The organism is Caulobacter sp. GW821-FHT09B11 (assembly GCF_059418205.1).
The window spans coordinates 44,832-70,198 of sequence record NZ_JBWKPK010000016.1; the positions used below are offsets into that span (position 1 = coordinate 44,832).

28 protein-coding genes, 1 pseudogene and 1 riboswitch are annotated in these 25,367 nt (G+C 68.4%); of the genes and pseudogenes, 16 read left to right on the forward strand and 13 right to left on the reverse strand.

All coding sequences use genetic code 11. The features are described 5' to 3' along the window. Window positions 1-40 precede the first annotated feature (40 nt). The 7 genes and pseudogenes from gcvPB to AC07N1_RS13535 all read right to left on the reverse strand — a co-directional run bounded on the left by gcvPB (window position 41) and on the right by AC07N1_RS13535 (window position 6,471). Complete coding sequence (gcvPB, locus tag AC07N1_RS13505) at window positions 41-1,612, reverse strand: aminomethyl-transferring glycine dehydrogenase subunit GcvPB (RefSeq protein ID WP_494672289.1); 1,572 nt, start codon at window positions 1,610-1,612, stop codon at window positions 41-43. After that, window positions 1,609-2,952 carry an aminomethyl-transferring glycine dehydrogenase subunit GcvPA gene (gcvPA, locus tag AC07N1_RS13510; protein ID WP_494672290.1) on the reverse strand — a complete coding sequence of 448 codons (1,344 nt, stop codon included), beginning with the start codon at window positions 2,950-2,952 and terminating at the stop codon, window positions 1,609-1,611. Before gcvPA ends, gcvPB begins: the two co-directional genes overlap by 4 nt. Window positions 2,953-2,970: 18 nt before the next feature. Beyond that, window positions 2,971-3,068, reverse strand: a pseudogene (locus AC07N1_RS13515) (hypothetical protein); the annotation flags it as partial. Between the two features lie 13 nt (window positions 3,069-3,081). Continuing rightward, window positions 3,082-3,447 carry a glycine cleavage system protein GcvH gene (gene gcvH, locus AC07N1_RS13520; protein ID WP_116564851.1) on the reverse strand — a complete coding sequence of 122 codons (366 nt, stop codon included), beginning with the start codon at window positions 3,445-3,447 and terminating at the stop codon, window positions 3,082-3,084. A gap of 18 nt (window positions 3,448-3,465) precedes the next feature. Next, entirely contained in the window at window positions 3,466-4,578 is a 1,113-nt protein-coding gene (gcvT, locus tag AC07N1_RS13525; protein ID WP_494672291.1) for a glycine cleavage system aminomethyltransferase GcvT, read from the reverse strand. A gap of 154 nt (window positions 4,579-4,732) precedes the next feature. Continuing rightward, window positions 4,733-4,823: riboswitch (glycine riboswitch) on the reverse strand. Between the two features lie 164 nt (window positions 4,824-4,987). Continuing rightward, the gene (locus tag AC07N1_RS13530; RefSeq protein WP_494672292.1) at window positions 4,988-5,377 is read right to left on the reverse strand and encodes a hypothetical protein; all 390 of its coding nucleotides are present in this window, start codon (window positions 5,375-5,377) and stop codon (window positions 4,988-4,990) included. Between the two features lie 11 nt (window positions 5,378-5,388). Further along, window positions 5,389-6,471, reverse strand: a complete 1,083-nt coding sequence (locus AC07N1_RS13535) for a site-specific DNA-methyltransferase (RefSeq protein WP_492855792.1) — start codon at window positions 6,469-6,471, stop codon at window positions 5,389-5,391. Window positions 6,472-6,656: 185 nt separating this feature from the next. On the opposite strand from AC07N1_RS13535, the gene AC07N1_RS13540 reads away from it, so the two are divergent. Both AC07N1_RS13540 and AC07N1_RS13545 read left to right on the forward strand, forming a co-directional pair. Continuing rightward, a complete protein-coding gene (locus AC07N1_RS13540; protein WP_494672293.1) occupies window positions 6,657-7,241 on the forward strand; it encodes a dihydrofolate reductase family protein in 585 nt (194 codons plus the stop codon). A gap of 184 nt (window positions 7,242-7,425) precedes the next feature. Then, the gene (locus AC07N1_RS13545) at window positions 7,426-9,894 is read left to right on the forward strand and encodes a TonB-dependent receptor (RefSeq protein ID WP_494672294.1); all 2,469 of its coding nucleotides are present in this window, start codon (window positions 7,426-7,428) and stop codon (window positions 9,892-9,894) included. Window positions 9,895-9,976: 82 nt separating this feature from the next. On the opposite strand, the gene AC07N1_RS13550 is transcribed toward AC07N1_RS13545, so the two are convergent. Then, window positions 9,977-11,032, reverse strand: a complete 1,056-nt coding sequence (locus tag AC07N1_RS13550; RefSeq protein ID WP_494672295.1) for a DUF2855 family protein — start codon at window positions 11,030-11,032, stop codon at window positions 9,977-9,979. A 123-nt stretch (window positions 11,033-11,155) separates the two neighbouring features. Here AC07N1_RS13550 and AC07N1_RS13555 point away from each other — a divergent pair, with 123 nt between their 5' ends. Both AC07N1_RS13555 and AC07N1_RS13560 read left to right on the forward strand, forming a co-directional pair. Continuing rightward, a complete protein-coding gene (locus AC07N1_RS13555) occupies window positions 11,156-12,013 on the forward strand; it encodes an SDR family oxidoreductase (RefSeq protein ID WP_494672296.1) in 858 nt (285 codons plus the stop codon). Window positions 12,014-12,136: 123 nt separating this feature from the next. Next, a complete protein-coding gene (locus AC07N1_RS13560; protein ID WP_494672297.1) occupies window positions 12,137-13,180 on the forward strand; it encodes a Fic family protein in 1,044 nt (347 codons plus the stop codon). 4 nt (window positions 13,181-13,184) lie between these two features. On the opposite strand, the gene AC07N1_RS13565 is transcribed toward AC07N1_RS13560, so the two are convergent. Next, window positions 13,185-13,511, reverse strand: a complete 327-nt coding sequence (locus AC07N1_RS13565) for a TfoX/Sxy family protein (protein WP_494672298.1) — start codon at window positions 13,509-13,511, stop codon at window positions 13,185-13,187. Here AC07N1_RS13565 and AC07N1_RS13570 point away from each other — a divergent pair. Beyond that, on the forward strand, window positions 13,510-13,989 hold the full coding sequence (locus AC07N1_RS13570; RefSeq protein ID WP_494672299.1) for a GNAT family N-acetyltransferase: 480 nt from the start codon (window positions 13,510-13,512) through the stop codon (window positions 13,987-13,989). The genes AC07N1_RS13565 and AC07N1_RS13570 overlap by 2 nt on opposite strands. 177 nt (window positions 13,990-14,166) lie before the next feature. Here the strand turns inward: AC07N1_RS13570 and AC07N1_RS13575 are convergent, their stop codons facing one another. After that, window positions 14,167-15,435 (reverse strand): MFS transporter, encoded by a 1,269-nt coding sequence (locus AC07N1_RS13575; RefSeq protein WP_494672300.1) that lies wholly within the window; start codon window positions 15,433-15,435, stop codon window positions 14,167-14,169. Between the two features lie 261 nt (window positions 15,436-15,696). Here AC07N1_RS13575 and AC07N1_RS13580 point away from each other — a divergent pair, with 261 nt between their 5' ends. The 4 genes from AC07N1_RS13580 (at window position 15,697) to AC07N1_RS13595 (ending at window position 18,923) form a co-directional block, all read left to right on the forward strand. Then, on the forward strand, window positions 15,697-16,227 hold the full coding sequence (locus AC07N1_RS13580) for a GNAT family N-acetyltransferase (protein WP_494672301.1): 531 nt from the start codon (window positions 15,697-15,699) through the stop codon (window positions 16,225-16,227). Between the two features lie 47 nt (window positions 16,228-16,274). After that, window positions 16,275-16,850 (forward strand): DUF1285 domain-containing protein, encoded by a 576-nt coding sequence (locus AC07N1_RS13585; protein ID WP_494672361.1) that lies wholly within the window; start codon window positions 16,275-16,277, stop codon window positions 16,848-16,850. Then, complete coding sequence (locus tag AC07N1_RS13590; RefSeq protein WP_494672302.1) at window positions 16,847-17,503, forward strand: CoA pyrophosphatase; 657 nt, start codon at window positions 16,847-16,849, stop codon at window positions 17,501-17,503. Before AC07N1_RS13585 ends, AC07N1_RS13590 begins: the two co-directional genes overlap by 4 nt. Before the next feature lie 199 nt (window positions 17,504-17,702). After that, complete coding sequence (locus tag AC07N1_RS13595) at window positions 17,703-18,923, forward strand: CCA tRNA nucleotidyltransferase (protein WP_494672362.1); 1,221 nt, start codon at window positions 17,703-17,705, stop codon at window positions 18,921-18,923. 180 nt (window positions 18,924-19,103) lie between these two features. On the opposite strand, the gene AC07N1_RS13600 is transcribed toward AC07N1_RS13595, so the two are convergent. Together AC07N1_RS13600 and AC07N1_RS13605 are read right to left on the reverse strand one after the other, a co-directional pair. Continuing rightward, window positions 19,104-20,909: a discoidin domain-containing protein gene (locus AC07N1_RS13600; protein WP_494672303.1), complete on the reverse strand. Its 1,806-nt coding sequence runs from the start codon at window positions 20,907-20,909 to the stop codon at window positions 19,104-19,106. A 243-nt stretch (window positions 20,910-21,152) separates the two neighbouring features. Then, window positions 21,153-21,422, reverse strand: a complete 270-nt coding sequence (locus AC07N1_RS13605; RefSeq protein WP_494672304.1) for a hypothetical protein — start codon at window positions 21,420-21,422, stop codon at window positions 21,153-21,155. Between the two features lie 314 nt (window positions 21,423-21,736). Here AC07N1_RS13605 and AC07N1_RS13610 point away from each other — a divergent pair, with 314 nt between their 5' ends. From AC07N1_RS13610 to AC07N1_RS13620, 3 genes are read left to right on the forward strand one after another with little or no spacing between them, the layout of a single operon-like run. Next, window positions 21,737-21,946, forward strand: coding sequence for a cold-shock protein (locus AC07N1_RS13610; RefSeq protein ID WP_110120022.1), 210 nt, complete (start codon window positions 21,737-21,739; stop codon window positions 21,944-21,946). Between the two features lie 59 nt (window positions 21,947-22,005). Further along, window positions 22,006-22,365, forward strand: coding sequence for a DUF6481 family protein (locus AC07N1_RS13615; RefSeq protein ID WP_494672305.1), 360 nt, complete (start codon window positions 22,006-22,008; stop codon window positions 22,363-22,365). A gap of 31 nt (window positions 22,366-22,396) precedes the next feature. Beyond that, window positions 22,397-22,546, forward strand: a complete 150-nt coding sequence (locus AC07N1_RS13620) for a hypothetical protein (protein ID WP_494672306.1) — start codon at window positions 22,397-22,399, stop codon at window positions 22,544-22,546. Window positions 22,547-22,592: 46 nt separating this feature from the next. Here AC07N1_RS13620 and AC07N1_RS13625 read toward each other — a convergent pair whose 3' ends face one another. Further along, entirely contained in the window at window positions 22,593-22,859 is a 267-nt protein-coding gene (locus AC07N1_RS13625; protein ID WP_494672307.1) for a hypothetical protein, read from the reverse strand. 229 nt (window positions 22,860-23,088) lie between these two features. Between AC07N1_RS13625 and AC07N1_RS13630 the strand changes: the two genes are divergently transcribed. The 4 genes from AC07N1_RS13630 to AC07N1_RS13645 are packed head-to-tail and all read left to right on the forward strand — an operon-like array spanning window position 23,089 to window position 25,330. After that, window positions 23,089-23,835: an electron transfer flavoprotein subunit beta/FixA family protein gene (locus AC07N1_RS13630; RefSeq protein WP_494672308.1), complete on the forward strand. Its 747-nt coding sequence runs from the start codon at window positions 23,089-23,091 to the stop codon at window positions 23,833-23,835. Then, on the forward strand, window positions 23,835-24,776 hold the full coding sequence (locus tag AC07N1_RS13635; protein ID WP_494672309.1) for an electron transfer flavoprotein subunit alpha/FixB family protein: 942 nt from the start codon (window positions 23,835-23,837) through the stop codon (window positions 24,774-24,776). Before AC07N1_RS13630 ends, AC07N1_RS13635 begins: the two co-directional genes overlap by 1 nt. A gap of 3 nt (window positions 24,777-24,779) precedes the next feature. Continuing rightward, complete coding sequence (locus AC07N1_RS13640; protein ID WP_494672310.1) at window positions 24,780-25,124, forward strand: DUF6883 domain-containing protein; 345 nt, start codon at window positions 24,780-24,782, stop codon at window positions 25,122-25,124. Further along, window positions 25,121-25,330: a DUF4926 domain-containing protein gene (locus tag AC07N1_RS13645; protein WP_494672311.1), complete on the forward strand. Its 210-nt coding sequence runs from the start codon at window positions 25,121-25,123 to the stop codon at window positions 25,328-25,330. The genes AC07N1_RS13640 and AC07N1_RS13645 overlap by 4 nt, the downstream gene beginning before the upstream one ends. Window positions 25,331-25,367: the final 37 nt, after the last annotated feature.

Genomic DNA, 25,367 nt, shown 5'->3' on the forward strand with positions numbered 1-25,367 from the left:
CGTAAAGGCGCCCCGTTCCGCTTTCGTGCCTGTGTTGCGCCTATTCCGCTGCGAGTGGCGCGGGGGCAACAGGTTTCCACTTCAACTTCGGCTTTCGCGCCGCAAGCGTCTCGTCCAGGCGCTTCAGCGGGGCCAGGTGCGGGGCGTTCTTGAACCGCGCGACCTCGCCGGCCTTGGCCGATTCCGCCAGCAGGCGCAGGGCCTCGATGAAGCGGTCCAGCTCGGCCTTCGACTCGGTCTCGGTCGGCTCGATCAGCATCGCGCCATGCACCACCAGCGGGAAGTACATGGTCATCGGGTGGAAGCCCTCGTCGATCATCGCCTTGGCGAAGTCGAGCGTGGTGACGCCGGTGCCTTCCAGCCAGGCGTCGTCGAACAGCGCCTCGTGCATGCACGGACCTTCGGGGAAGGCCGGACTCATCAGGTCCTTGAGGCGGGCCTTGATGTAGTTGGCGTTGAGGACAGCGTCCTCGGCCACCTGCTTGAGGCCGTCGGCGCCATGGCTGAGCATGTAGGCGTAGGCGCGCACATACATGCCCATCTGGCCGTGGAAGGCGCTCATCCGGCCGAAGGCCTGGGCGGCGACGCCCTCGGCCTGCTCGACCAGCTTGTAGCCGTTCTCGCCGTGCACCACCCACGGGGTGGGGGCGAACGGGGCCAGGGCCTCGCTCAGCACCACCGGACCCGCGCCCGGACCGCCGCCGCCGTGGGGCGTCGAGAAGGTCTTGTGCAGGTTGATGTGCATGGCGTCGACGCCCAGGTCGCCCGGGCGCACCCGGCCGACGATGGCGTTGAAGTTGGCGCCGTCGCAGTAGAAGTAAGCGCCCGCCGCGTGGGTCAGGCGGGAGATCTCCACCACGTCGCGCTCGAACAGGCCGCAGGTGTTGGGGTTGGTGACCATGATCGCCGCCACGTGGTCGCCGAGCTTGGCTTCCAGGTCGGCTAGGTCGACGCGGCCGTCGTCGGTCTGGGCGATTTCCACGACCGTATAGCCGCAGAAGGCCGCCGTGGCCGGGTTGGTGCCGTGGGCGCTGGTGGGGGCGAGGACCGTCTTGCGGTGGCCCTGTCCGTTAGCTTCATGGGCTGCACGGATCGCCAGCAGGCCGCACAGCTCGCCATGGGCGCCGGCCTTGGGCGACAGGGCGACGGCCGGCATGCCGGTCAGGGTCTTCAGCCAGTGGGCCAGGTTGTCCATCAGCTCAATCGCGCCCTGCACCGTCGACTGCGGCTGCAGCGGGTGGATGTCCGACAGGCCCGGCAGGCGCGCCATCTTCTCGTTGAGGCGCGGGTTGTGCTTCATCGTGCACGAGCCCAGCGGATAGAGCGCCAGGTCGATGGCGTGGTTCTTTTGGGACAGGCGCACGTAGTGGCGCACGGCTTCCGGCTCGCTGAGGCCCGGCAGGCCGATGGCGTCGTCGCGGGTCAGGCCGGCGAGGGCGCTGTCGGCCGCGACGGCGTCCGGCAGGTCGACGCCGGTCTTGGTCCAGCCGCCCAGTTCGAAGATCAGCGGTTCGTCCTGCAGCAGGCCGCGGCCGCCCGACAGGGAAGTAAAGCCGATCTCGTCATTGGAAGCTTCGGGACGGGTGGGACGTCCGACATTGTTCATGCTCATTGGACGGCTCCGGCCAGCAGCTTGGCGAAGAAGGTGATGTCGGTGTCGAGCGTGGTCTCGGTAGTCGCGACCAGCAGCACGTCGTCCAGGCCCGAGCCCGGCTCCAGCCGCGAATAGGGCACGCCGGCGATGACGCCGTGGGCGGCCAGGGTCTCGACGACCTCGGCGGCGTCCTTGGGCAGGCGCACGGCGAACTCGTTGAAGAACCGCGGCGTCAGGATCTCGACGCCGGGGATGGCCGCCAGGGCCTTGGCCGTGGCCAGCGCCTTCTGGTGGTTCAGCGAGGCCAGCTGGCGCAGGCCCTGCTCGCCCAGCAGGCTCATGTGAATCGAGAAGGCCAGGGCGCACAGGCCGCTGTTGGTGCAGATGTTCGACGTGGCCTTGTCGCGGCGGATATGCTGCTCGCGGGTCGACAGGGTCAGGACGAAGCCGCGCTTGCCGTCGGCGTCGACCGTTTCACCGCAAAGACGGCCGGGGGCCTGGCGGACGAACTTTTCCTTGCAGGCGAAGAGGCCGACATAGGGACCGCCGAAGTTCAGGCCGTTGCCGATCGACTGGCCCTCGGCCACGGCGATGTCGGCGCCCATGGCGCCCGGCGACTTCAGCAGGCCGTACGAGACCGCCTCGGTGGTGACCACGATCAGCAGGGCGCCGGCGGCGTGGGCGGCTTCGGCGATCTTGCTGACGTCGGTGGCCGTGCCGAAGACGTTGGGGGTCTGCACGACGACGCAGGCGGTGTCGGCGTCGATGGCGGCGATCACCGCGTCCTCGGCGTCGATGGCGGCCGGCAGGCGCAGGGTGGCGACGCCGGCGGCGTGGGCCAGGGTCTCGACCGCGCCGACATAGTGCGGGTGGACGCCGCCCGACAGCACGGCCTTGTTCTTGCGGGTGACGCGCTGGGCCATCATTACGGCCTCGGCCGTAGCGGTGGAGCCGTCATAGAGCGAGGCGTTGGCCACTTCCATGCCGGTCAGGGCCGCGACCTGGCTCTGGAACTCGAACAGCACCTGCAGCGTGCCCTGGGCGATTTCCGGCTGGTAGGGCGTGTAGCTGGTCAGGAATTCCGACCGCTGGATGATGTGGTCGACCGTGGCCGGCACGTGGTGGCGATAGGCCCCGGCCCCGACGAAGAACGGCCCCTCGGCGGCCGAGCGGTTGCGGCGCGACAGGCGCAGCATCTCGCGCTCGACTTCCAGCTCGCCGGCATGGTGGGGCAGGTCCACAGGCTCGCTGCGGCGGGCGACGGCGGGCACGTCGACGAACAGCTCGTCGATCGAGCCCGCGCCGATCACGCCGAGCATGTCGGCGCGGTCTTCGGGGGTCAGGGGGAGGTAGCGCATGGGGAGAAAACCTCGGTCGTCATCCCGGCCGGAGCGAAGCGGAGAGCCGGGACCCAGGGGCCGGCGCAGTGCGGTCGCCCCTGGGTCCCGGATCGCGCCAAGGCGCGTCCGGGATGACGTGGAAAAAGATCAGAGGGTGGCCAGGAACGCCTCGTAGGCGTCGCGGTCCATCAGGGCGTCGACCTCGGCCGGGTTGGACAGCTTCAGCTTGGCGAACCAGCCGCCGCTTTCCGGCAGGGCGTTGACGGTTTCCGGCGCATCGCCCAGCTCGGCGTTGGCTTCCACGACCTCGCCCGACACCGGGGCGTAGACGTCGGAGGCGGCCTTGACGCTCTCGACGACGGCCAGGCCTTCGCCCTGGGCGACGGTCTTGCCGACTTCCGGAACTTCGACGAACACCACGTCGCCCAGCTGCTCGGCGGCGTAGGCGGTGATGCCGACGGTGGCGATGTCGCCTTCGACGGCGACCCATTCATGGTCCTTGGTGAAGCGCATTGTCCTGGCCCTCTGGATTTAAAGTTTGCGCACGTAGCGGGTGGGAACGAACGGGGAGGCGACGACCTCGGCGGCCGCCGGCTTGCCCCGGACGATGACTTTCAACTTCGACCCGATCACGGCATGGGCCGGGGGCACGAAACCGATGGCGATGGCGCCGCCGAAGCTCGGGCCGAAGCCGCCGCTGGTGACCTTGCCGATCACGGCGCCGTCGGCGTCGGCGATCTCGGCGCCTTCGCGGGCCGGTGCGCCTTCCAGCACCTTCAGGTTCACGCGGACGCGGGCGAGCTCGCCGGCCAGTTCCTTGGTGATGCGCGCCGCGCCCAGGAAGTCGCCGGCCTCGCGGCGGCTCTTGCCGACGGCGAAGTTCAGGCCGGCCTCGATCGGCGAGACGGTCTCGTCCAGGTCGTGGCCGTAGAGCGGCAGGCCGGCTTCCAGGCGCAGGCTGTCGCGGGCGCCCAGGCCGATCGGCTTGACGCGTTCGTCGGCCAGCAGGGTGTTCCAGACGCGCTCGGCGGCGTCGGCGGGCACCGAGATCTCGTAGCCGTCCTCGCCGGTGTAGCCCGAGCGGGAAATGATCGCATCGACGCCGAACGCCGTCAGGGCGCGGGCGTCCATGAACACCATGTCTGCGGCCTCCGGCACGTGGGCGGCCAGCACGGCGGCGGCCTCGGGGCCTTGCAGGGCCAGCAGGGCGCGGTCTTCCAGGCGCGTGACGGTGGCTTCGCCGGCCAGCTCGCGGGCGATGATCGCGTAGTCGTTGTCCTTGCAGGCGCCGTTGACCACGACGAACAAACCATCGTCATCCGGACGGGCGGTCATCAGGTCGTCGATGATCCCGCCGTCGGCGTTCAGCAGCACGCCGTACCGCTGCTTGCCGGCCTTCAGGCCCTGGTAGTCGGCCGAGACCACCTTCTCGAAGCTCTTGGCCGGGTTTTCACCGCGCAGCCGGGCCTGGCCCATGTGCGAGACGTCGAACAGGCCCGCATGTTCGCGGGTCCAGAGGTGCTCTTTCAGCACGCCGTCCTTGTACTGCACCGGCATGTGGTAGCCCGCGAACGGAACCATGCGCGCGCCGGCGGCGACGTGCGCGTCGTAGAGCGGGGTCTTCTTGAGGTCTTCGGTGGACACGCGGAGGGCTCCAAACGGGGACGGCGCTGCAAGCCCGGCTTTCGCCTGGCGATAGCGCCCCCGCTGTCCCTTTGACCTGAGAGATTCCGGACCTGAAACAGGCCCTTGCTCCTTCGGCGGGCAGCTCTCGCAAGCTGCCTCTTTCCAGCGTTCCTAAACCCGCGCGGTCCTTTTGCCTGAGCGTTTCCGGGGCGGTTGCGCCTTCGGCCTCGGGAGCGAATCCCGACGTCTCCCGCGAGGGTCAAGGCGGTCAATGAGCGAGGCGGGGGAGGGAGTCAAGCGCGGCCGACCTCAGGTTGTCGGACGACCCGCGAGCGCCTGGATGAAAGTCGCGCGACCACCCCCTCAATCGTCATCCCGGCTCTCCGCTACGCTGCGGCCGGGATAACGAGATTGAAAAGGCCGGGCGTCAGCCCTTCTTCACCGCGCCGCCCTGGCCGATGAAGCCGACGACCAGGAACTGCAGCACCGCGCCCATGGCTACGCCCAGCAGGGTGACGCCGAGCCAGGCGGTGGGGCCGGGTTTCGGGCCGAAGCCCCCTTGGTTCACCCAGAGATAGACGGCCCACAGGATCGCCGCGCCGGCCACGGGGCCGATGAAGGCCAGGTTGGCCTTCGCGCCCAGCCGGCGGCGGGCGATCAGCACCAGGATGGCGCAGCCGACGATCTCGATCAGCGGGCCGACCAGGCTGACCGGGCCGGCCTTGTCCGGAACGGCCGGACCGCACAGCACCGTCAGCACGATGGCCAGGCAGCCGATCGTCCAGTAGCGGCGAACGCCGATGGGGCCTTCTTTCACGCCGGACCCGGTCAGGCGTGAGGCATGCTGGCGCGCACCTGGGCGCGCAGGACGTCGATGGGGGCCAGGCCCGCGTCGGTCTTGAAGTGCCAGTAGGTCCAGCCGTTGCAGGCCGGGGCCGACTGCACCATGGCGCCGATCTTGTGGATCGAGCCCGACAGGTCGCCGACCGCGATCGAGCCGTCCGGACGGACCTTGGCGACGTGATTGCCCTTGGAGCAATAGAGCGTGTCGCCCGGATGCAGCAGGCCGGCCTCGACGATGGTGCCGAACGGCACGCGCGGCTCGGACCGCTTGCTGCCCATGACGTCCAGATCCTGGGGAGCGATCGGGATGACCTTGGCGATCCGCTCCTTGGCGTGGCCGACATATTCGGCCTCGCGCTCGATGCCGATGAACTTGCGGCCCAGGCGCTTGGCGGCCGCGCCGGTGGTGCCGACGCCGAAGAACGGATCCAGGATCACGTCGCCCGGCTTGGTGGTCGACAGGATCACCCGGTAGAGCAGGGCTTCGGGCTTCTGGGTCGGGTGGGCCTTGTTACCGTCGGCGCCCTTGATGCGCTCCTCGCCGGTGCACAGCGGGATGGTCCAGTCCGAGCGCATCTGCACTTCGTCGTTGGCCATCTTCAGGGCGTCGTAGTTGAAGGTGTAGCGCTTGGCGTTCTGGCTTTTGGAGGCCCAGATCAGGGTCTCGTGGGCGTTGGCGAAGCGGGTGCCCTTGAAGTTGGGCATCGGGTTGGTCTTGCGCCAGATGACGTCGTTGAGGATCCAGAAGCCCAGGTCCTGCACGGCCACGCCGACGCGGAAGATGTTGTGATAGCTGCCGATCACCCAGATCGCGCCGTCGTCCTTGAGGACGCGGCGGGCGGCCTTCAGCCACTCGCGGGTGAACTTGTCGTAGGCGGCGAAGCTCTCGAACTGGTCCCAGTGGTCGTCGACCGCGTCGACCTTTGAGTTGTCCGGGCGCAGCAGGTCGCCGCCGAGCTGCAGGTTGTAGGGCGGATCGGCGAAGATCAGGTCGACCGACTTCTCGGGCAGGGCGTTCATCGCCTCGATGCAGTCGCCCTGGATGATGGTTTCCGGCCCGAAGGACATGTCCGCTTCCCTGAAAAACACCCAAGGGAATCATGGAGTCCCGTGGTTACCCGGGAATGAACGGTCATGGTTAGCCGCTGGTTAATCGCGAATCCGAAATCGGTTAACGGCGCTTGATGTTCCTGTAATGTTCCGTATTGTGGACTCGACCGAGACGCGAAGAGGCGGGGCGAGGGGGAAGGGGCATGGCGCTGATCCGCGGTTTCATCGCCGCCAGCCTCGACGGTTGCGTGGCCGACGCGGGCGGCGGGGTGCAGTGGCTGGCGCCGTTCCGCAAGGTCGATCCCGGCTACGGCGCCTTCATCGACGACGTGGGCACGGTGGTCATGGGCCGGCGCACCTATGACCTGATCCCGAGCCTTGGCACGGGCTGGCCCTATGCCGGCAAGCGCGGCTTCGTCGTCACCTCGCGGCGGGGTGATCCGGTGCAGCGCGGGGTGAAGTTCTGGCGCGAGGGCGTGCCGGATCTCATCGAGCGCCTGCGCGACCTCGACGACGGCGACGCCTGGGTGGTGGGCGGCGCGGGCCTGCTGGCCGCCTTCGCCGAGGAAGGCGCGCTGGACCGCCTGTCGCTGCTGATCGCGCCGGTGCTGCTGGGCGAGGGCCTGCGCCTCTTTCCCGAACGCGCCGGCGCGCCGCGCGGGCTGGTGCTGCGGGGGACGGCCGCCCTGGCCATGGGCGTGGTGCGGCTGGACTACGAACTGCCGCCGCCGAAGCCGGGGCGGGGCAGGGGCCGGGCGGCGGGGCCGCAGGGCGTGGCGGAGGCTTGAGGACGGGATATCCGTCCACCGCGCACGGACCATTTCGGACGCCGGGCGGAGGGCTCGGCTCGCGCCGCGAAAGCCGCCTGACGGGCGTCATCTAACCTTCGCGCGACCGACGTAACGGCGTCTTGCGACGACCATATCCGCCACCCCAGCGCGACGCGCATCGCGGGCGCACGAGGGGATAGACATGAAGCTCAATACGCCGAGGGGCCGGTCGGCCCTGATGTTCTGCGGCGCGGCCCTGGGAGCCCTGCTGGCGACGAGCGTCCAGGCGGCCGACGCCGCCCCCGTCCCGGCGGCCGCCGACAATCCGGACTCGACCGCCGTCGAGCAGGTCATCGTCACCAGCCAGAGCGAGACCCGCTCGGCCGTGGCCATGCAGGCCCAGCAGATCCAGCGCGTCCTCCCCGGCGCCAGCCCGCTGAAGGCCATCCAGTTCCTGCCCGGCGTCGTCTACCGGACCGCCGATCCGTGGGGCAACAACGAGCAGAACCTGTCGCTGTTCGTCCACGGCTTCTCGACCCAGCAGCTGGGCTTCACCCTCGACGGCGTGCCGCTGGGCGACCAGCAGTACGGCAACTACAACGGCCTGTCGGTGTCGCGCGCCATCACCAGCGAGAACGTTTCCCGCGTGACCCTGTCGTCCGGCGCCGGCTCTCTGGGCGTGGCCTCGACCAGCAACCTGGGCGGCGCCATCGAGACCTTCAGCCGCGACCCGTCGGCCGAGCGCGGCTTCACCGTGCGCCAGACCGTCGGCAGCAACGAGACCAGCCGCACCTTCCTGCGCCTCGACACCGGCGAGATCGCCGGCGGCTTCAAGGGCTACCTGTCGTACCTGCGCCACGACGCCAAGGCCTGGGACTTCGACGGCCACCAGCGCGGCCACCAGGTGAACCTGAAGGTCGATCGCGAGGCCGAGAAGGGCGTGCTGACCTTCTATGCCGACTGGCAGATGAAGGTTGAACCCAACGAAGACGCCACCGCCTTCGGCAACCAGCAGACCACGGCGGCGGCCAGCTACACGCCCTATACCCGCCCGTTCCTCTATCCCAACCTGGCGGCCTGCTCGAGCACCCTGACGGGCGGCCCCGGCACCCCGCCGACGGCCCAGGGCAACAACTTCTCCAACTGCTTCAGCGCCGCCCAGCGCGAGGACATCCTGACCTACGTCAAGTACGCCTGGAAGCCGGTCGAGGACTTCACCTGGACCAACCAGGCCTATCATCACTACAATTTCGGCCGCGGCATCGTGGCCGGCCCGATCAACACCGCCGGCCTGCCGGCGCTGTTCGCCACCTACTATCCGAGCCTGGTGGTCGGCTCGAACACCAGCGCCGCGACCCTGACCAACATCGTCAACCTGTTCGGCGGCTCGGGGAACGCGGTGCGCACCACCGAGTACCGCATCAACCGCACGGGCCTGACCTCGACGGCCGAGTGGACCTTGGGCGACCACCAGATCAAGGGCGGCGTCTGGTTCGAGCACAATGAATCGGCCCAGCAGCGCGCCTGGTATCCGATGAGCGCCGCCAACAACAACCTGTCGCCCTACGACGTGCCGCGCGGCAAGAAGGTGCTGACCCAGTACGCCGCCGAGTTCTACGTCAACGACGTCCAGCTGCACCTGCAGGACCAGTGGCGCGTGACGCCGAAGCTGCTGCTGCAGGCGGGCTTCAAGTCGAGCCTGCAGGACGCCACCGGCAAGTTCCCGATCAACCAGCAGAACCTGCCGACCGTGGCGGTGCCGGTCCACTATCCGACCGGGACCATCAAGTCGAACAAGTGGTTCCTGCCGCAGGCCGGCCTGCTGTGGGACGCCACCGACAGCGAGCAGGTGTTCGTCAACGTCCAGCAGAACATGCGCCAGTTCATCCCCTACGGCGCGGGCAGCAACTTCTACGGCTTCTCGCCGTGGAGCCTGGGCACCCAGGCGGCCTTCGACCTGTTCAAGCAGACGGTGAAGCCCGAAACGTCCTGGACCTACGAGATCGGCCTGCGCAGCCGTCACGACGTGGCTTGGGGCCCGATCACCGGCGTCGAGGGCCAGATCAGCGCCTATGACGTCAAGTTCAGCAACCGCCTGCTGAACATCGCGCCCTACAGCTTCATCAACCCCGGCCCGGCCATCCTGGCCAATGTCGGCGGCGTCACCTCCAAGGGCGTCGACGTGGCCGGCACGCTGAAGTTCGGCTCGAGCGTCCAGCTCTACAACGCCCTGTCCTACAACGAGGCCAAGTACGACTCCGACTACCAGAGCGGCACCACCGTCGTGAACGGCGTCGCCACCCCCGTCACCGTGGCGACCGGCGGCAAGACCGTGCCGCTGACGCCCAAGTGGATGAACAAGACGGTGCTGCGCTTCAACCAGGGCAAGTTCGACGCCCAGATCAGCGGCGACTATGTCGGCAAGCGCAACGTGACCTACCTGAACGACCTGTCGGTCAAGGCGATGATGCTGGTCGACCTGCAGGCCGGCTACACCTTCGACATGCCGGCCGACGGCCTGGTGAAGGGCCTGCGGGTCTCGGCCAACATCACCAACCTCTTCGACAAGAAGGGCGTCTCGACGGCCAACGTGACCAGCAACTCGGGCGGCTACACCGCCTACGCCCAGGCTCCGCGCATGGGCTTCGTGACCCTGTCGGCGGACTTCTAGCCTTCAGGCCAACGACTGCGAACAGAGAGGCCCGGCGGGAACACCGCCGGGCCTTTTCTTTGCGGCCTCGGTTTGCCGGGTCTCAGGGCGCCAGCACGACCCCGACGCTGGGCGAGGTTCCGCCGTCGACCTGGGCCAGGAACGCCGCCTGGATCGCCTCGCGACCCTCGCCGCGCTCGACCGTCAGCCAGCGCGGGGCGTCGGCGACGAAGGGACCCCAGGCGCCGCCGTAGCGGGTTTCGAACTCGCCGGGCGCCCAGTCCTGGCGGCGCTTGGCGATGCGGTCGGGGGCGAAGAAGAACACGGGCTTGGGGCCGGGCAGGGCGCCGCCGCCGCGCTCGGTCTCCCAGTGCGTGCCGCCGACCAGCAGGGAGAAGGCGAGATCCTCGCCGAAGGTGTCGTGCACCGCCCGCAGCACGGCCGCGTCGCCGGCGAAGTCGACGAACACCGCCGGGCGCTCGATCGGCGCGCCGGGCAGGTCGGCATAGGTCACCACCTGGTCGTAGACGCTTAAGGCCTCGACGAAGGCGACGTTGCGCGGCGAGGTCAGGCCCACGACCTTGGCGGCGCCTCGCCGCTTGAGCAGGTGGGCCAGGCCGATCGCCGTCTTGGCCGAGGCGCTGGAGAGGATGACGGACTTGGCGCCGAACAGGGCGCTCTCGTCGAGAAAGTCCTCGATCAGGAACGAGGTGATGAAGAGGGGCTGCAGCAGCGCCTTGTGCGCCTCCAGCCCGTCGTCTTCGCCCACGGCCTGGTACTGATTGTAGACCGCCGCCAGCTGGGCGCGGTGGGGCGAGACGTCGGTGAAGCCGGTTCGGCCGGGCTTGGCCTGCACGGTCAGGTGCGTCGACATCGGCCAGTAGCCGTAGAACCGCTGGCCGACGGCGATATCCGGATGGGCCGAGGCCTCGACCCGGGCGTGGCCCCAGACCGGCACGCGGCCGAAACCCTCCGGCGCGGGGAAGAAGTCCCAATAGCGCATGGCCTCGCCGAACACCGCGTAAGTGATGTTGTTGGCGGTCAGGGCGAAGCTCTCGATCGCCAGCCTTGCCTGGCCGTCCTCGAGCGGCGGCGGCTCGACGTCGCGGAATTCCGTGCGGCGTAGGTCGGACTTGGCGACCAGAAAATCCCAGGCCATGGCAGCCTCCCGTTCGTCGCCGGGAGTAGGCGGCAGGCTGGAACACAAGTCAAACGATTGTTTGAATTCTTGCCGCCCGCAGCGTCAACGGCGCATGGTCGCCGGCAAAAGGGAGAAACGACCATGAGCCTTGCGGGCAAGACCCTGTTCATCACCGGCGCCAGCCGCGGCATCGGCCTGGCCATCGCGCTGCGGGCCGCGCGCGACGGGGCCAATATCGTGGTCGCCGCCAAGACCGCCGACCCGCATCCCAAGCTGCCCGGCACCATCTACACCGCCGCCGACGAGATCGCCGCGGCCGGCGGCACGGCCCTGCCGCTGGTGGTCGACGTGCGCGACGAGGCCAGCGTGCAGTCGGCGGTCGACCAGGCCGTCGAGCGGTTCGGCGGCATCGACATTCTGGTCAACAACGCCTCGGCCATCTCGCTGACCGGCACGCTGTCGACCGACATGAAGCGCTACGACCTGATGCACCAGGTCAATACCCGCGGCACGTTCCTGACGTCGAAGGCCTGCATCCCGCACCTCAAGAAGTCGGCCAACCCGCACGTGCTGATGCTGTCGCCGCCGCTCGACATGAGCCCGCGGTGGTTCGGCGGCCACGTGGCCTACACCATGGCCAAGTTCGGCATGTCGATGTGCGTGCTGGGCATGGCCGAAGAGTTCCGGAGCGACGGGATCGCCTTCAACGCCCTGTGGCCGCGCACCGGCATCGCCACCGCCGCCATCCAGTTCGCCCTGACCGGCGAGGAGGGCCTGCGCCACTGCCGCACCCCCCAGATCATGGCCGACGCCGCCCACGCCATCTTCGAAAAGCCCTCGCGCGAGCTCACCGGCCAGTTCCTGATCGACGACACGTTCCTCTACGGCGAGGGCGTGCGCGACTTCGACCAGTACCGCGTCGATCCCACCGCCACCCTGATGCCGGACTTCTTCGTGCCGGAAGACAGCGTCCCGCCGCCGGGGGTGGTGATCGGTTAGGAAAAGCCGCTTCTTTTTACATGTTGCGCTCGATGTGTTATCAAAACTAGATTTCTTTAACATGATGGGCGCGACGTGTTAAAGCCGACCTATGCCATCCCACCGCTGCCGCCGGCAGCGGAATTGGAAACGACCGCGGTGCTGCGCGAGGCGGCGCGAGCGCACCGCTATCTGGCCGAGCTGAAGGGGCGGGCGGGCACGATCCCCAACCAGGGCATCCTGATCGACACCCTCTCGCTGCAGGAAGCGCGCGCCAGTTCGGAAATCGAGAACATCGTCACCACCCAGGACGAGATATTCCAGGCCACGCTGCTGCTGGAGGCGGGGCAGGGCGGTCCCGCCAAGGAGGTCGCGCTCTACAGGGACGCCCTCAAGCGCGGGTTCGATCGCTTGCGCGAGAGCGACGGCCTGCTGACCAACAACATGCTCGTCGAGATGTTCCAGGTGCTCAAGCGCACGGGCGGCGACTTTCGCGCCACGCCGGGCACGGCGCTCTACAACGACGTCACCGGCCAGATCGTCTACGTGCCGCCGCAGGATCGCGACGCCATTGTCGCCCACATGACGGCGCTGGAGCGCTTCGTGAACGACGACGCGGCCAGCGATCTGGATCCGCTCATCAAGATGGCGCTGATCCACCACCAGTTCGAGAGCATCCATCCGTTCCCGGACGGTAACGGCCGCCTGGGCCGGATTCTCAACGTGCTGTACCTGACCAAGGCCGGGTTGCTGGATATCCCGATCCTCTATCTCAGCCGCTACGTGATCACCAACAAGGCCGAGTACTATCGCCTGCTGCAGCAGGTGCGCGACGACGGCGCCTGGGAGTCCTGGCTGCTCTACATGCTGCGCGCGGTGGCCGAGACCTCGATCCAGACGCTGGCGCTGGTGCAGGGCGTTGCCGCGTTGATGGCCGAATACAAGACGCGCCTGCGGACAGGGCATCCCAAGATCTACTCGCAGGACCTGCTCAACAACCTGTTCCGCCACCCCTACACGCGGATCGAATTCGTGCAGAACGAACTGGGCGTCGTGCGCCAGACGGCGGCGAAGTATCTGGACGAACTGGCCGCCGGCGGATTGATCGAGAAGCACAGCCAGGGGCGCAGCAACTACTACGTCAACCGGCCGCTGGTGGACTTGCTGCTGCGGGTGTCCGGCGGCTGACGGCTCACCGCTTCTTCCGCGCCGCCACCTCCACCGCCTTCCGCGCCCACTCGACCAGCAGGTCGGGATCGTCCATCGCCTCGGCCGGGGCGCTCCAGTAGGCCATGGGCTTGCCTTCGCCGAAGGGGTCGAAGGCGTGGCCGCCGGCGGTCTCGAACTGCGGCTTCAGCTCGGCGTCGCCCTTGAGGTAGAGGGTGTCGTCGTCGAGGATCGCGAAGAACAGGCCGTTCGCATAGAGGCCGACTCCGCCGAACATCCGCTTGGGCTTCAGCTGTCCCAGCGGGGCCAGCTGTTCCAGCACGAACTCCAGGAAGTCATCCGAAACCGCCATGCCCGTCACCATCCGTCCCGCCGCGTCCGCCGACGCCGCCCTGATCCTGTCGTTCGTCCGCGACCTGGCGGAATACGAGAAGCTGCTGCATGCGGTGGAGGCCACGCAAGCCCACATCGAGGCGGCCTTGTTTAGCGAGCATCCCAAGGCCTTCTGCGACATCGCCGAGATCGACGGCGAGCCGGTGGGTTTCGCGCTGTGGTTCTACAACTTCTCGACCTTCGTCGGCCGGCACGGGATCTATCTGGAGGACCTGTTCGTGCGCCCGGCCGCGCGGGGTTCGGGCGCGGGCAAGGCGCTGCTGGCCAACCTGGCGCGTCGCTGCGTGGCCGAGAACCTGGGGCGGCTGGAATGGGCCGTGCTCGACTGGAACGCCCCGTCGATTGCCTTCTATGACAGCCTCGGCGCGGCGGCGATGGACGAGTGGATCGTGCGGCGGATGACCGGCGAGGCGCTGGAGCGGCTGGCGGGGGGCTGAGCGATCGACCTCCCGCCGCTTCCTTTTTCGCCTTCCTGGGCCTTGTGCCCAGGACCCATGGCGCCGCCGCCTCTGACCCTGAGAGCGTCATCGACCTGAGCAGCTGAACCCTGGACCCTAGGCACAAGGCCTAGGGAAGCAATTTTGGGAAGTGCTGACGCTGGATCTATTCCCCGCCTACTCCAGCCGGTCGGCCTTGCGCAGCGCCGGGAACAGCCAGGCCCAGGCGCCGGTGACCACCATGGCCCCAAGCCCCCCGAACACAGCCGCGCCGACGGGGCCGAGCAGCCAGGCGACCGCGCCGCTCTCGACCTCGCCCAGCTCGTTGGAGGCGCTGATGAACACGCCCGAGACGGCCGAGACGCGGCCGCGCATGGCGTCGGGGGTGACGATCTGCACCAGGGTCTGGCGGACATAGACCGACAGCATGTCGGCCCCGCCCAGCACCGCCAGCGACGCCACCGACAGCCAGACCAGCTTGGACAGGCCGAAGACCACGGTGGCCGCGCCGAACACGAACACTCCGGCGAACATGATCCGGCCGGCGTGGCGGCGGATCGGCTGGCTGGCCAGGTAGAGGCCGACGAGCGTCGCGCCGATGGCCGGCGAGGCGCGCAGCAGGCCAAAACCGCCGGGGCCGATGTGCAGCACGTCGCGGGCGAAGACCGGCAGCAGGGCCGTGGCCCCGCCCAGGATCACCGCGAACAGGTCCAGCGAGATCGAGCCGAAGACGATCTTGTTGTTCCAGACGTAGGCCAGCCCTTCCTTGATCAGCTCCAGGCGCGAGCCGGGCTGGGCCTCGGGTTTGGTCGGCCGGCGGATGGCCGACAGCAGCAGCAGGCCGATGACGTAGAGAACCGCCGCCCCGCCGAAGGCCAGGCCCGCCGAATGCACCAGCAGGAGGCCGCCCAGCGCCGGGCCGACGATCGAGCCGGCCTGCCAGGCCAGGGCGTTCCAGGCGATCGCCCGGGGCAGGAGCGGCCGGGGCACCAGCATCGGCCCCATGGCGCCGGTCGCCGGGGCCATGAAGGCGCGGCTGGCGCCGAAGAACACGGCGACGGTGAAGATCGGCCACAGGGCGTGGATGCCTTTGATCGCCAGGAAGAACAGGATCAGCACACTGACGATGTCGATCCCCAGGGTGATCATCGCGATGTGCTTGCGGGTGCGGCGGTCGGCCGTCTCGCCGGCCAGCAGGGTCAGCAGGAACAGCGGCACGAACTGCGCCAGGCCGATCATGCTGACCATGAAGGCCGACTCGCCGACCGACATGGTCTGGCGGGCGATGGCGTAGACCTGCCAGCCCAGGGCCACGGCCTGGATCTGCACCCCCAGCGTGCCGACGAAGCGCGCTCCCCAGAAGCAGAGATAGTCCCGCTCGCGCAGCAGGGCGCGGGTCGAGGTGTCGGGTTCTGGCGGCGAAGCAGGGGAGGCAGGGTCTGACATTTCGGCGCGGACCCTGCCCCTTGAGACGAAGCGTCGCAATCGCGTTTGTCTCATAAGGCCGTCGATTTCGTTGACGCGGGGGTCATACGGTCCTATGCCGCCCGCCTCTGCCACGGGGAGCGCCGCTCATGCGACGCCTGCGACGAACCTGCGCCGCGCCGACTTCGGTCCGCGCCTGAACGCCCCGGAAAGGCGGCCGTCGCGGCCGCGTCACGCGCCGGGGATAAAGCCCCTGCACGTACCCGGATCATCGCCGCACCCATGACTGCTTCTTCTGCTTCTTCCGCCGCCGTTCTTCCGCACGACGCCCCCGCCATCGAGGTCGAAGCGCCCCGGCACGCCGCCGCCGTCGAGGCGCTGGTCGATCGCGCCTTCGGGCCGGGCCGGTTCGCCAAGTCGTCCGAGCGGCTGCGCGAGGGCAATCGCAAGCTGGACGACTGTTCGTTCGTGGCCCTGCGCGGCGACCTGGTGATCGGCAGCGTGCGCCTGTGGCCGGTGACCATCGGCGGCGAGCCTGTCGCCTTCCTCGGCCCGCTGGCGGTCGATGCGACCCAGCGCAGCGCGGGCCTGGGCCAGGCCCTGGTCGAGGCCGCCTGCGCCGCCGCCGCCGAGGCCGGCTGGAAGGCCGTGCTGCTGGTCGGCGACGCGCCCTATTTCGCCCGCATCGGCTTTTCGGCCGCGCCGGCCGCCAAGGTGGTGATGCCAGGTCCGGCCGACCAGCGCCGGGTGCTGCTGAAGGCCCTGGTCCCAGGCGGCGACGAAGGCTTCGAAGGTCGCGTCGCGGTCGCTTGAGGCCAGCATCGCTTGAGCCCGGCGCGCGCATGGCCTACCTGAGGGCCATGCCCTCCGACACAGCCCGCACCGGACTTCAAGGCGTCGCCGACGCCGCCAAGGCCGCGGGGGAACGCGGCCTGCCGCCGGTGCACCTCTGGAACCCCGCCCACTGCGGCGACATCGACATCCGCATCCGCAAGGACGGGGTCTGGTTCCACGAGGGCTCGCCGATCGGCCGCGAGGCCCTGGTGCGCCTGTTCTCGACCATCCTGCGGCGCGACCCCGACGGCTTCCACCTGGTCACCCCGGTCGAGAAGATGAAGATCGTGGTCGAGGACGCGCCGTTCATCGCCGTGCGCGTCGACCGGGTCGGCGAGGCCCTGCGCTTCGTCACCAATGTCGGCGACGAGGTCGAGGCGGGGCCGGACAACGCCATCCGCGTCGAGGAAGACCCCGCCACCGGCGAGCCGCGTCCCTATCTGCACGTGCGCCGGGGGCTGGAGGCGCTGATCGCCCGCCCGGTGTTCTACGAGCTGGTCGAGATGGCGGTCGAGCGCGACACCCCGGAAGGGCCGCGCCTGGGCGTCTCGTCGAACGGCGCCTGGTTTCCGGTCGGCCCGGCCCAGGCCCACCTGGCATGATCCCGCAGACGGACGTGGCGGCGCGGCGGGCCTGGATCCGCGAGCGCCTGGATCCGATCGAGGCCTATGATCCGAGCGTGGAGAACGTCTGGCGTTCGGACTACGACCTCAATCCGGGCCTGAAGATGGACAATCCGCACGCCCTGCGGCCGGCCGCCGTGCTGATCGGCCTGGTCGAGCGCGGCGACACGCTGAACGTCATCCTCACCCGCCGCTCGGACGCTCTGCGCAGCCACACCGGTCAGGTCGCCTTTCCCGGCGGTCGCTGCGATCCGGGCGAGACCCCCTGGGGCACGGCCCTGCGCGAGGCGCACGAGGAGGTGGGCCTGGACCCGCGTTTCGTCGAGGTGGCCGGCCTGCTGCACGGCTACGCCACGGTGACGGGGTTCTACGTGACGCCGGTCGTCGGCTTCGTCGATCCGGACTGCACGCTGGTCGCCAACCCGGACGAGGTGGCCGACGTCTTCGAGACGCCGTTCGACTTCCTGATGGATCCGGCCAACCACCAGCGCCAGCATCGCGACACCCCGACGGGGCCGCGCTACTTCTACGCCATGCCGTGGAACGAGCGGTTCATCTGGGGCGCGACGGCCGGAATGCTGCGGACCCTCTACGAGCGGCTCTATCCCGAGAGCGCGACGGCCACGGTGTGAGCGGCTTTCGCGCCCGCCGCGCGCCAGGGGATGTCCCGACAGTTGGGGACGACGACGTTTCCCCTCTTGGCGCGTCGATCCATTCCCTGAAATAGTCGTTTGAAAGCAGGACGTCCCACCCGCGCCAACGGGAGGCGGCCTGCCGTTGCGTAAAGGGGGACTTCGCGTGCAGACCCAGACCATCGGCCAGGCGCCGTGGATGGCATGGCCCGAAACCAAGGCGGTGATCGCCGCCCTGGAGGCCAAGGGCCGGCCAGGCTGCGCCCGCTTCGTCGGCGGCTGCGTGCGCAACACCCTGATGGGCAAGCCGGTCGACGACATCGACATCGCCACCACCCTGACGCCCGACGAGGTGATCGAGGCCCTGGGCGAGGCCAAGCTGAAGGCCATCCCCACGGGGGTCGACCACGGCACGGTCACCGCCGTGTCGGGCAAGATCCCGTTCGAGATCACCACCCTGCGCCGCGACGTCTCGACCGACGGCCGCCGGGCGGTGGTGGCCTTCACCCACGCCTGGGAAGAGGACGCCCAACGCCGCGACTTCCGCTTCAACGCCCTCTATGTCGATGGCGAGGGCCGGCTCTATGATCCGACCGGCCATGGGGTGCAGGACGCCAGGGACGGCAAGGTGGTGTTTGTCGGCGAGCCGATGACCCGCATCCGCGAGGACTACCTGCGCATCCTGCGCTTTTTCCGCTTCCAGGCCTGGTACGGCAAGGGCGAGCCGGACGCCAAGGCCCTGGCCGCCTGCAAGGCGCTGAAGGGCCTGGTCTCGGGGCGCGCCGCCGAGCGGACCCAGAAGGAGATCCTCAAGCTGCTGGCGGCCGATGATCCGCGCCCGGCCCTGCGGCTGATGGCGGCGACCGGCGTGCTGGCGGCGATCCTGCCGTTCGTCAAGTCGCTGGCCCGCCTGGACGGCCTGGTGGCCATCGAGACCGAGCAGCTGTTCGAGAACGACGTCGAGCTGCGGCTGGCGGCGCTGATCCCCGACGACGTGGCCCTGGCCCGCGAGCTGGCCGAGCGCCTGCGCCTGTCCAACGCCCTCAAGGAGCGCCTGATCGAGGCGGTCGGAACCTCGCCGCGGATCGTCTCGTGGATGAGCCCGCGCGAGGCCCGCCGCGCCGTCTATGCGCTGGGCCTGCGCACCTTCACCGACCGGGTGAAGCTGGCCTGGGCCGCCTCGGCCCGCCTGGCCACCACGCCGCAGTGGCGGGCCCTGCTGGCCCTGGCCGAGACCTGGGATCAGCCGGCCTTCCCGCTGACCGGCGAGGAAGTGATGCGCGCCGGCGTCGGCAAGGGGCCGCTGGTCGGCGAGGTGATGCGCGAGGTCGAGATCTGGTGGATCGACCAGGACTTCATCGAGGACAAGCTGTCGGTGATCGAGCGCCTGAAGGCGGTGGTCCAGGGCATGGCGGTCTGAGACGTCCTTCTCCCCTTGCGGGAGAAGGTGTCGGCGCCAGCCGACGGATGAGGGGTCTCTCAGACATCGAACGCCGCGAAAGCTGATCGGCTTTCGCGGCGTTTCTTTTGGTGCGACCCCTCACCCGACCCCCGCCTTCGCGGGGGCCACCCTCTCCCGCAAGGGGAGAGGGATTTCACCTCAGTTCAGGCCGAACGAGGCCTCGTAGATGATCGGGGTGAAGGTCCCCGAGGTCCAGTAGATGCGGGCCTTGCTGGCGTTGACCGTCGGGAAGGTCACCGTCCTGGAGGCGCCGATGGTCGTGCCGGTATAGGCCGTGGTCCAGCCGACCGTGGGGCCGGCCCAGTACTCGATCCGGTAGCCGCCCGTGCGATCGCCGAACTCCGACATCGTGGCGGTGTTGAACGGCTTGCGGACGCCGAAGTCGACCTCCAGCCAGGTCCCGGCGATGTTGGCGCCGCTGCCCTGCCAGTTGGTGTTCGGATCGTTGTCGAAGGCCTTGGCCGCGCCCTGGGTGGCGTCCCATTGCGAGGACGCCGTGTAGGAGCGGTTGAGGGCCAGGTTGGCCGAGACGTTCGGCGTGGCGTTGAGAGCGGCCTCGTAGATGATCGGCGTGTCGATGCCCGAGGTGAAGTAGAGCCTGGCCTTGCGGCCGGTCACCGCCGGGAAGGTCACGGTGCTGGAGGCGCCGATGCCGGTCCCGGTATAGGCCGTCTTCCAGGTCGAGCCGTTCAGGTACTCGATCCGGTAGCCGGTGGTGCGGGCGCCATACTCGCTGATCGTCGCCTGGCTGAAGGTGGAGTCCTTGCCGAAGTCGATCTCCACCCATTGGCCGGCGAAGGCCGTTCCCGAGGCGGCCTGCCAGTTGGTGGACGGGTCGCCGTCGAAGGCTCCCCGCGCCGACTGGCTGGCGTTCCAGTTGGACGAGCTGGCGTAGGTCAGGGTGTTCGATAGGGCGTCGACGCGGTCGGTCCCCTTGGACAGCGTCGGGGTCAGCCAGCCGCCCTCGTCGAACTCGTTCCAGGCGTACATGATCACCGTGTTGGCGTCGGCGGCCGCGGCGAAGTTCTGGTTCCAGGCCAGGGCGTTCTGCAGGTTGGTCGCCACCTCGGCCGCCGTGGCCTGCTGGGCCCAGGCGTTGGTCGGCGGGGTGGGGCTGACGAAGCTCTGCGGATAGAGCGCGCGCGGACGGTTGTCCCAGCCGGCGGTCACCCAGGGCACCACCTTGTGGCCGGTGGCCTTGTGGTTGTTCCAGTTGGCGCTGTTCTGGCTGATCACCTGCGAATAGGCCGCGCCGTTGATCGGGCTGTCGGCATAGGCGCTGACCGCGTCGGCGCCGACCGTCGAGGCGATGCTCGCGGCGGTGGACGAGGTCGGGTTCATCACCACGATGTACGGGTTGGGCAAGCCCGCCGTGGCCGCCGCGGCGCGCACCTCGGCCACATAGTTCGCCGCGTAGCTGTCGGCCGAGAAACCGAACAGATAGAGCAGCGGCCGGCCGTTCAGCACCTTCTGGAAGTGCGGCTTGGCCATCTCGGTCACCAGGGTCGGCGTCGGGATCGAGCCCGGGCCGAGCACCAGGGTGAAGTTCAGGCCCGCGCGCTGGGTGCTGGCCTGGTAGAGGTTGCGGGCGATGTCCATGCCGCTGCCGTCGGCGTAGTAGCAGAAGGCCCAGTAGTTCAGGCCCGCCCGCTTGGCGTAGGCGATGTCGGCGTCCATCTGGCCCTGGGTCAGCTGGCGCACCTCGACGCTGCTGGTCGAGGTCTCCACCCCGTAGAACGGGATCCGGTCATGGAACTGGTTGGGGCCGAGGGCGCCCTCGACCTCGAGGCCGATGTGCGAGCCGGCGATGACGCCGTTGGTGCTGGTTCCGCCCACCCAGGCGTCCCAGCGGATGGCGCCGACGGTGGCGCCGGGGCCGTTGGCGGCCAATGCCGCGACCGGGGTCAGGGACGACGCCAGGCACAAGGCGGCCGCTACGGCCATCGCGCGTTTCGACGCCCGGCCGCGTAGAGGCTGGAAGCTATGCATGTCTGAAATACCTTTTGGTTCAATAGGTTTGGGTTGAAGCCCACCGGTGGAAAATTCCCGGCGGGCGGTTTCGCCGACGGCGGCGGCGTGATCTTCAATCCGGCCCCCGCTTTCGACAGTTCCTATTTTGTTCTCATGTTGCGACAGAGTCGGACGCCTCGGCCGGCCTGACCGGCCGAGGCGGAACGATTTCGGTGACTAGCGGAGTTCGAAGTAGACCGTGCCCTCACCCTCGGTGTGGGCGACGATGGCGATGTCGTGCTCGACGCCGTCGTCCAGGGTCAGGCGGCCGCCGCCGGCGCGGAAGGCTTCGCGCATCGCGGTCGGCTCGCCCGTCAGGCTGCCCTTGCCGGCCCGCCGCCCGGCCGGGCCGCCGGTGATCAGCAGCGAGAAGTCGATGTCCTGCCGCTGGCGGGAAATGGTCAGGGCGCCGGCGCCCGTACGGGGAGTGGGGGGAACTTTACGCATGGGGACGATAACGCCGAGCTTGGCTATTCGATCCGGATCGATCGAAATAAGGCGTCGATCGATCAGGTCGCGATGAGGTTTTTCGAAAACGAGACTGTTCCAGTCCCGCTTGTGGAAATGAAAAAGATTCGAAATCGCTTGTTATTTCATCCACAGGCGCGCATGCTTCTACGATCGAATATCGAAATGGTTCGGCCGCTCTCCACGCTTGTTCTTCGGATCGAGCGCCCGAGTCTACCCAAAACCTCTCCGAAAATTTGATCGCGCGGACCATTACGGCCGTGCGGCTACATCTGTCTTAAGGATACTCTCCCATGGCTACCGGCACCGTGAAGTGGTTCAACTCCACCAAGGGCTTCGGCTTCATCCAACCCGACGACGGCGGCGCGGACGTGTTCGTGCACATCTCGGCCGTCGAGCGCTCGACCCTCGGCTCGCTGAACGAAGGCCAGAAGGTCGCCTTCGAGCTGGAGCGCGACCAGCGCAGCGGCAAGATGTCGGCCGGCCAACTCCAGGCCGCCTGATCTCGACGTCCTAATTCGCCCGCGGGTCCCTCCCGCGGGCGTTTTCTTGAAAGGATCTCATGAGTTCATTCCAAAACGTCGGCCATGCCGATCGCCTCAAGACCGCGGCGCAAGCCAAGGCGGCCTTGCTGGCCAAGTTCAAGCCCAAGGCGGCTGTCACGGATCCCCAATTCGAAGACCGCGCCGCCCTGCGCGCGGCCGAACTGACCGCCGTTCGCAAGGAACGGTCCGCCGCGCGGGCGCTCATAAAGGCGGAAGCCGCCGAGCAGCAGGCGGCGCAAGACCAGGCTCAGGCCGCTTTTGCCGAAGAAGCGCTTGCCGCCAAGCGTGGAGCGCGTAAGGAACGTAAGGCGCTCACCAACGCTGAAGCTAAGGCCAGGCGCGACGCACGCTACGCCGCGCGTAAGGCCCGCGCCTGACTGCGCGGACTTTCTTACAAAGGGAGCCGGCATGGCCCGCAAGCCGAACTACAATTTCGAACGCCAGGAACGCGAGCGCCTGAAGGCGGCCAAGGCCGCGGAAAAAGCCGCCGAGAAGGCCGCTGAAAAGGCCGCCAAGCGCGCCGAGTCGGGCGAAGGCGAGGGCGAGCCCTCGGCCTGATCCGCCGAGCCCGACCCGCCGCCGACCCTGACCCGCCGAAGGGGCCTTACTTCTTTTCCGGGTTCCGGACCGACGGGCCTTCCATCTTGGTGGTGTCGGTGTTGATCGGCGGCAGGTTCGCCGGGCGGCCGGTCAACTGCTCGATCGGATAGATCGTGCCGCACTTGAGCCACTTGCCGGCCCAGGCCCCGCCGCGCGCCTCGCACTTCGCCTTCGGCCACACCCACAGGTAATGATAGCCGAACACGCCAACGATGCTGGCGAGGAAGATGCCGATGAAGATGATCTTCAGGCGGTTGATCGTGCGGTTCATGGCGGCGTCTTAAGCACCGGCCGCGCTATGTGGCTAGCCCCATTTCGCGAGGCGAAGCGCCGGGCGGCGCTGACGACGCGCGGAAGGTGTCGTACATTTGTTTGAATGATCCCTGAAAAAGAGCATTACGCTTACGTTAGGGGAAACTTGCAAACCTGTGCGGACGCGGTAAGTCGATTGTCCAAGCAGGGGAAACCTCGAAAGAGCAGCCAGGAGGCGGCGTAGACCGATGAAGGTTCTGGTCCCGGTCAAACGGGTTATCGATTACAACGTGAAGGCTCGGGTGAAAGCCGACCAGACGGGCGTCGACCTGGCGAACGTCAAGATGTCGATGAACCCGTTCTGCGAGATCGCGGTCGAAGAGGCCGTGCGCCTCAAGGAAAAGGGCGCGGCGACCGAGGTCGTCATCGTCTCGATCGGCCCGGCTCAAGCCCAGGAAACCATCCGTACGGCGCTGGCCATGGGCGGCGACCGCGGCATCCTGATCACCAGCGACGCCGACCTCGAGCCGCTGGCCGTGGCCAAGCTGCTGAAGGCCGTCGTGGCCGAAGAGCAGCCCGGCCTGGTGCTGATGGGCAAGCAGGCCATCGACGGCGACAACAACGCCGTGGGCCAGATGCTGTCGGCCCTGCTCGACTGGCCGCAGGCGACCTACGCCTCGGCGATCGAGATCTCGGGCTCGACCGCCAAGGTCACCCGCGAAGTGGACGGCGGCCTGCAGACGCTCGACGTCGACCTGCCGGCCGTGATCACCGCCGACCTGCGCCTGAACGAGCCGCGCTACGCGTCTCTGCCCAACATCATGAAGGCCAAGAAGAAGGAAATCGCGCAGAAGACCGTCGCCGACTACGGCGTCGACGTCGCTCCGCGCCTGACCGTCGTCAAGGTCACCGAGCCGCCGAAGCGCTCGGCCGGCATCAAGGTCGAGTCCGCCGCCGACCTCGTCTCCAAGCTCACGACCGCGGGGGTGCTGTAATGGCCGTTCTCGTCATCGCCGACAACGACAACGCGCACCTGCGCGACGGCACCCACAAGACCATCACCGCCGCCCTGAAGCTGTCGGGCGACGTGGACGTTCTGGTGCTGGGTTCGGGCGTCTCGGCTGTCGCCGCTGAAGCCGCCAAGATCGCCGGCGTCCGCAAGGTGCTGACCGCCGAGAGCGACGCCCTGGGTCACGGCGTCGCCGAAGCCCAAGCGGACGCCGCCCTGGCGCTCGCGGGCAATTACGACGCGATCCTCGTCCCGGCCACCGCCGGCGGCAAGAACTTCGCCCCGCGCATCGCCGCCAAGCTCGACGTCGCGCCGATCAGCGACATCATCGAGGTGGTGTCGGCCGACACCTTCGTGCGCCCGATCTACGCCGGCAACGCGCTGGAGACCGTCCAGTCGTCCGACGCCAAGAAGGTGATCACCGTCCGTCCGACCGCCTTCCCGGCGGCCGGCGAAGGCGGCTCGGCCCCGGTCGAAGCCGTCTCGGGCGCCGATGCGGCCAAGACCCGCTTCGTCAGCGAAGAGATGGTCAAGTCGGACCGTCCGGAGCTGGCCGCGGCCAAGATCGTCGTCTCGGGCGGCCGCGCCATGGGCTCGGCCGAAGAGTTCCAGGCGGTCATCGAGCCCCTGGCCGACAAGCTGGGCGCCGCCGTCGGCGCCAGCCGCGCCGCCGTCGACGCCGGCTACGCCCCGAACGACTACCAGGTCGGCCAGACCGGCAAGGTCGTCGCCCCGCAACTCTACATCGCCGTGGGCATCTCGGGCGCCATCCAGCACCTGGCCGGCATGAAGGACTCCAAGGTGATCGTCGCGATCAACAAGGACGCCGACGCGCCGATCTTCCAGGTCGCCGACTACGGCCTGGTCGCCGACTACAAGGCCGCCGTGCCGGAACTGATGAGCGCGCTCACCGCCGCCGGCAAGTAAGGCTTGAAGCTCCCGGGCGGCGACAATGTGGAGATCGACCAGCGCAAGCTGACCGACTACGCATTGTCGCCGACCCACCCGGTGGGCAAGCACAAGGCGCGGCTCTTCGCGCTGAAGCTCGGATTGACGCGCGATGACGCGCCGGTCCTGATCGAAGCGCTCCGCACGGCGGCCGCTTCAGAAGATGCATCCCCAGCTGAAGTCGATGTCTGGGGCGTTCGTTATCGCATCGACTTCCTGTTCCGATTTTCCGAACGGTCTGCGATGATCACCAGCGGCTGGATCGTTCCGGCCGACGGATCGCGGACCCGATTGACCTCGGTGTTCGTCATGCGAGAAGCCCGATGATCAACGAACTCGACACCGTCGCTCTGCTCATCGACCGGCCGGACCTGAACCTCCGGAAGGGCGAGATGGGCACGGTCGTGGACGTGCTGGGCAAGGGCGAGGCCTTCCAGGTCGAATTCGTCGACGACGAGGGTTACACCTACGGCTTCGAGACCTTTGCTCGCGGCGATCTGCTGAAGCTGCATCACCGCGCCAAGGCGGCCTGAGCCCTCCGCAAAACCCCTTATGCGGCCTCCCGGATTT

Bases quoted from the DNA above. Each gene is read 5' to 3' on its own strand.
- gcvPB (WP_494672289.1), bottom strand. From the start codon at position 1,612: ATGAGCATGAACAATGTCGGACGTCCCACCCGTCCCGAAGCTTCCAAT.
- gcvPA (WP_494672290.1), bottom strand. From the start codon at position 2,952: ATGCGCTACCTCCCCCTGACCCCCGAAGACCGCGCCGACATGCTCGGC.
- gcvH (WP_116564851.1), bottom strand. From the start codon at position 3,447: ATGCGCTTCACCAAGGACCATGAATGGGTCGCCGTCGAAGGCGACATC.
- AC07N1_RS13535 (WP_492855792.1), bottom strand. From the start codon at position 6,471: ATGTCCTTCGGGCCGGAAACCATCATCCAGGGCGACTGCATCGAGGCG.
- AC07N1_RS13540 (WP_494672293.1), top strand. From the start codon at position 6,657: ATGGCGCTGATCCGCGGTTTCATCGCCGCCAGCCTCGACGGTTGCGTG.
- AC07N1_RS13545 (WP_494672294.1), top strand. From the start codon at position 7,426: ATGAAGCTCAATACGCCGAGGGGCCGGTCGGCCCTGATGTTCTGCGGC.
- AC07N1_RS13550 (WP_494672295.1), bottom strand. From the start codon at position 11,032: ATGGCCTGGGATTTTCTGGTCGCCAAGTCCGACCTACGCCGCACGGAA.
- AC07N1_RS13555 (WP_494672296.1), top strand. From the start codon at position 11,156: ATGAGCCTTGCGGGCAAGACCCTGTTCATCACCGGCGCCAGCCGCGGC.
- AC07N1_RS13570 (WP_494672299.1), top strand. From the start codon at position 13,510: ATGCCCGTCACCATCCGTCCCGCCGCGTCCGCCGACGCCGCCCTGATC.
- AC07N1_RS13565 (WP_494672298.1), bottom strand. From the start codon at position 13,511: ATGGCGGTTTCGGATGACTTCCTGGAGTTCGTGCTGGAACAGCTGGCC.
- AC07N1_RS13575 (WP_494672300.1), bottom strand. From the start codon at position 15,435: ATGTCAGACCCTGCCTCCCCTGCTTCGCCGCCAGAACCCGACACCTCG.
- AC07N1_RS13580 (WP_494672301.1), top strand. From the start codon at position 15,697: ATGACTGCTTCTTCTGCTTCTTCCGCCGCCGTTCTTCCGCACGACGCC.
- AC07N1_RS13585 (WP_494672361.1), top strand. From the start codon at position 16,275: ATGCCCTCCGACACAGCCCGCACCGGACTTCAAGGCGTCGCCGACGCC.
- AC07N1_RS13590 (WP_494672302.1), top strand. From the start codon at position 16,847: ATGATCCCGCAGACGGACGTGGCGGCGCGGCGGGCCTGGATCCGCGAG.
- AC07N1_RS13595 (WP_494672362.1), top strand. From the start codon at position 17,703: ATGGCATGGCCCGAAACCAAGGCGGTGATCGCCGCCCTGGAGGCCAAG.
- AC07N1_RS13600 (WP_494672303.1), bottom strand. From the start codon at position 20,909: ATGGCCGTAGCGGCCGCCTTGTGCCTGGCGTCGTCCCTGACCCCGGTC.
- AC07N1_RS13605 (WP_494672304.1), bottom strand. From the start codon at position 21,422: ATGCGTAAAGTTCCCCCCACTCCCCGTACGGGCGCCGGCGCCCTGACC.
- AC07N1_RS13610 (WP_110120022.1), top strand. From the start codon at position 21,737: ATGGCTACCGGCACCGTGAAGTGGTTCAACTCCACCAAGGGCTTCGGC.
- AC07N1_RS13615 (WP_494672305.1), top strand. From the start codon at position 22,006: ATGAGTTCATTCCAAAACGTCGGCCATGCCGATCGCCTCAAGACCGCG.
- AC07N1_RS13620 (WP_494672306.1), top strand. From the start codon at position 22,397: ATGGCCCGCAAGCCGAACTACAATTTCGAACGCCAGGAACGCGAGCGC.
- AC07N1_RS13625 (WP_494672307.1), bottom strand. From the start codon at position 22,859: ATGAACCGCACGATCAACCGCCTGAAGATCATCTTCATCGGCATCTTC.
- AC07N1_RS13630 (WP_494672308.1), top strand. From the start codon at position 23,089: ATGAAGGTTCTGGTCCCGGTCAAACGGGTTATCGATTACAACGTGAAG.
- AC07N1_RS13635 (WP_494672309.1), top strand. From the start codon at position 23,835: ATGGCCGTTCTCGTCATCGCCGACAACGACAACGCGCACCTGCGCGAC.
- AC07N1_RS13645 (WP_494672311.1), top strand. From the start codon at position 25,121: ATGATCAACGAACTCGACACCGTCGCTCTGCTCATCGACCGGCCGGAC.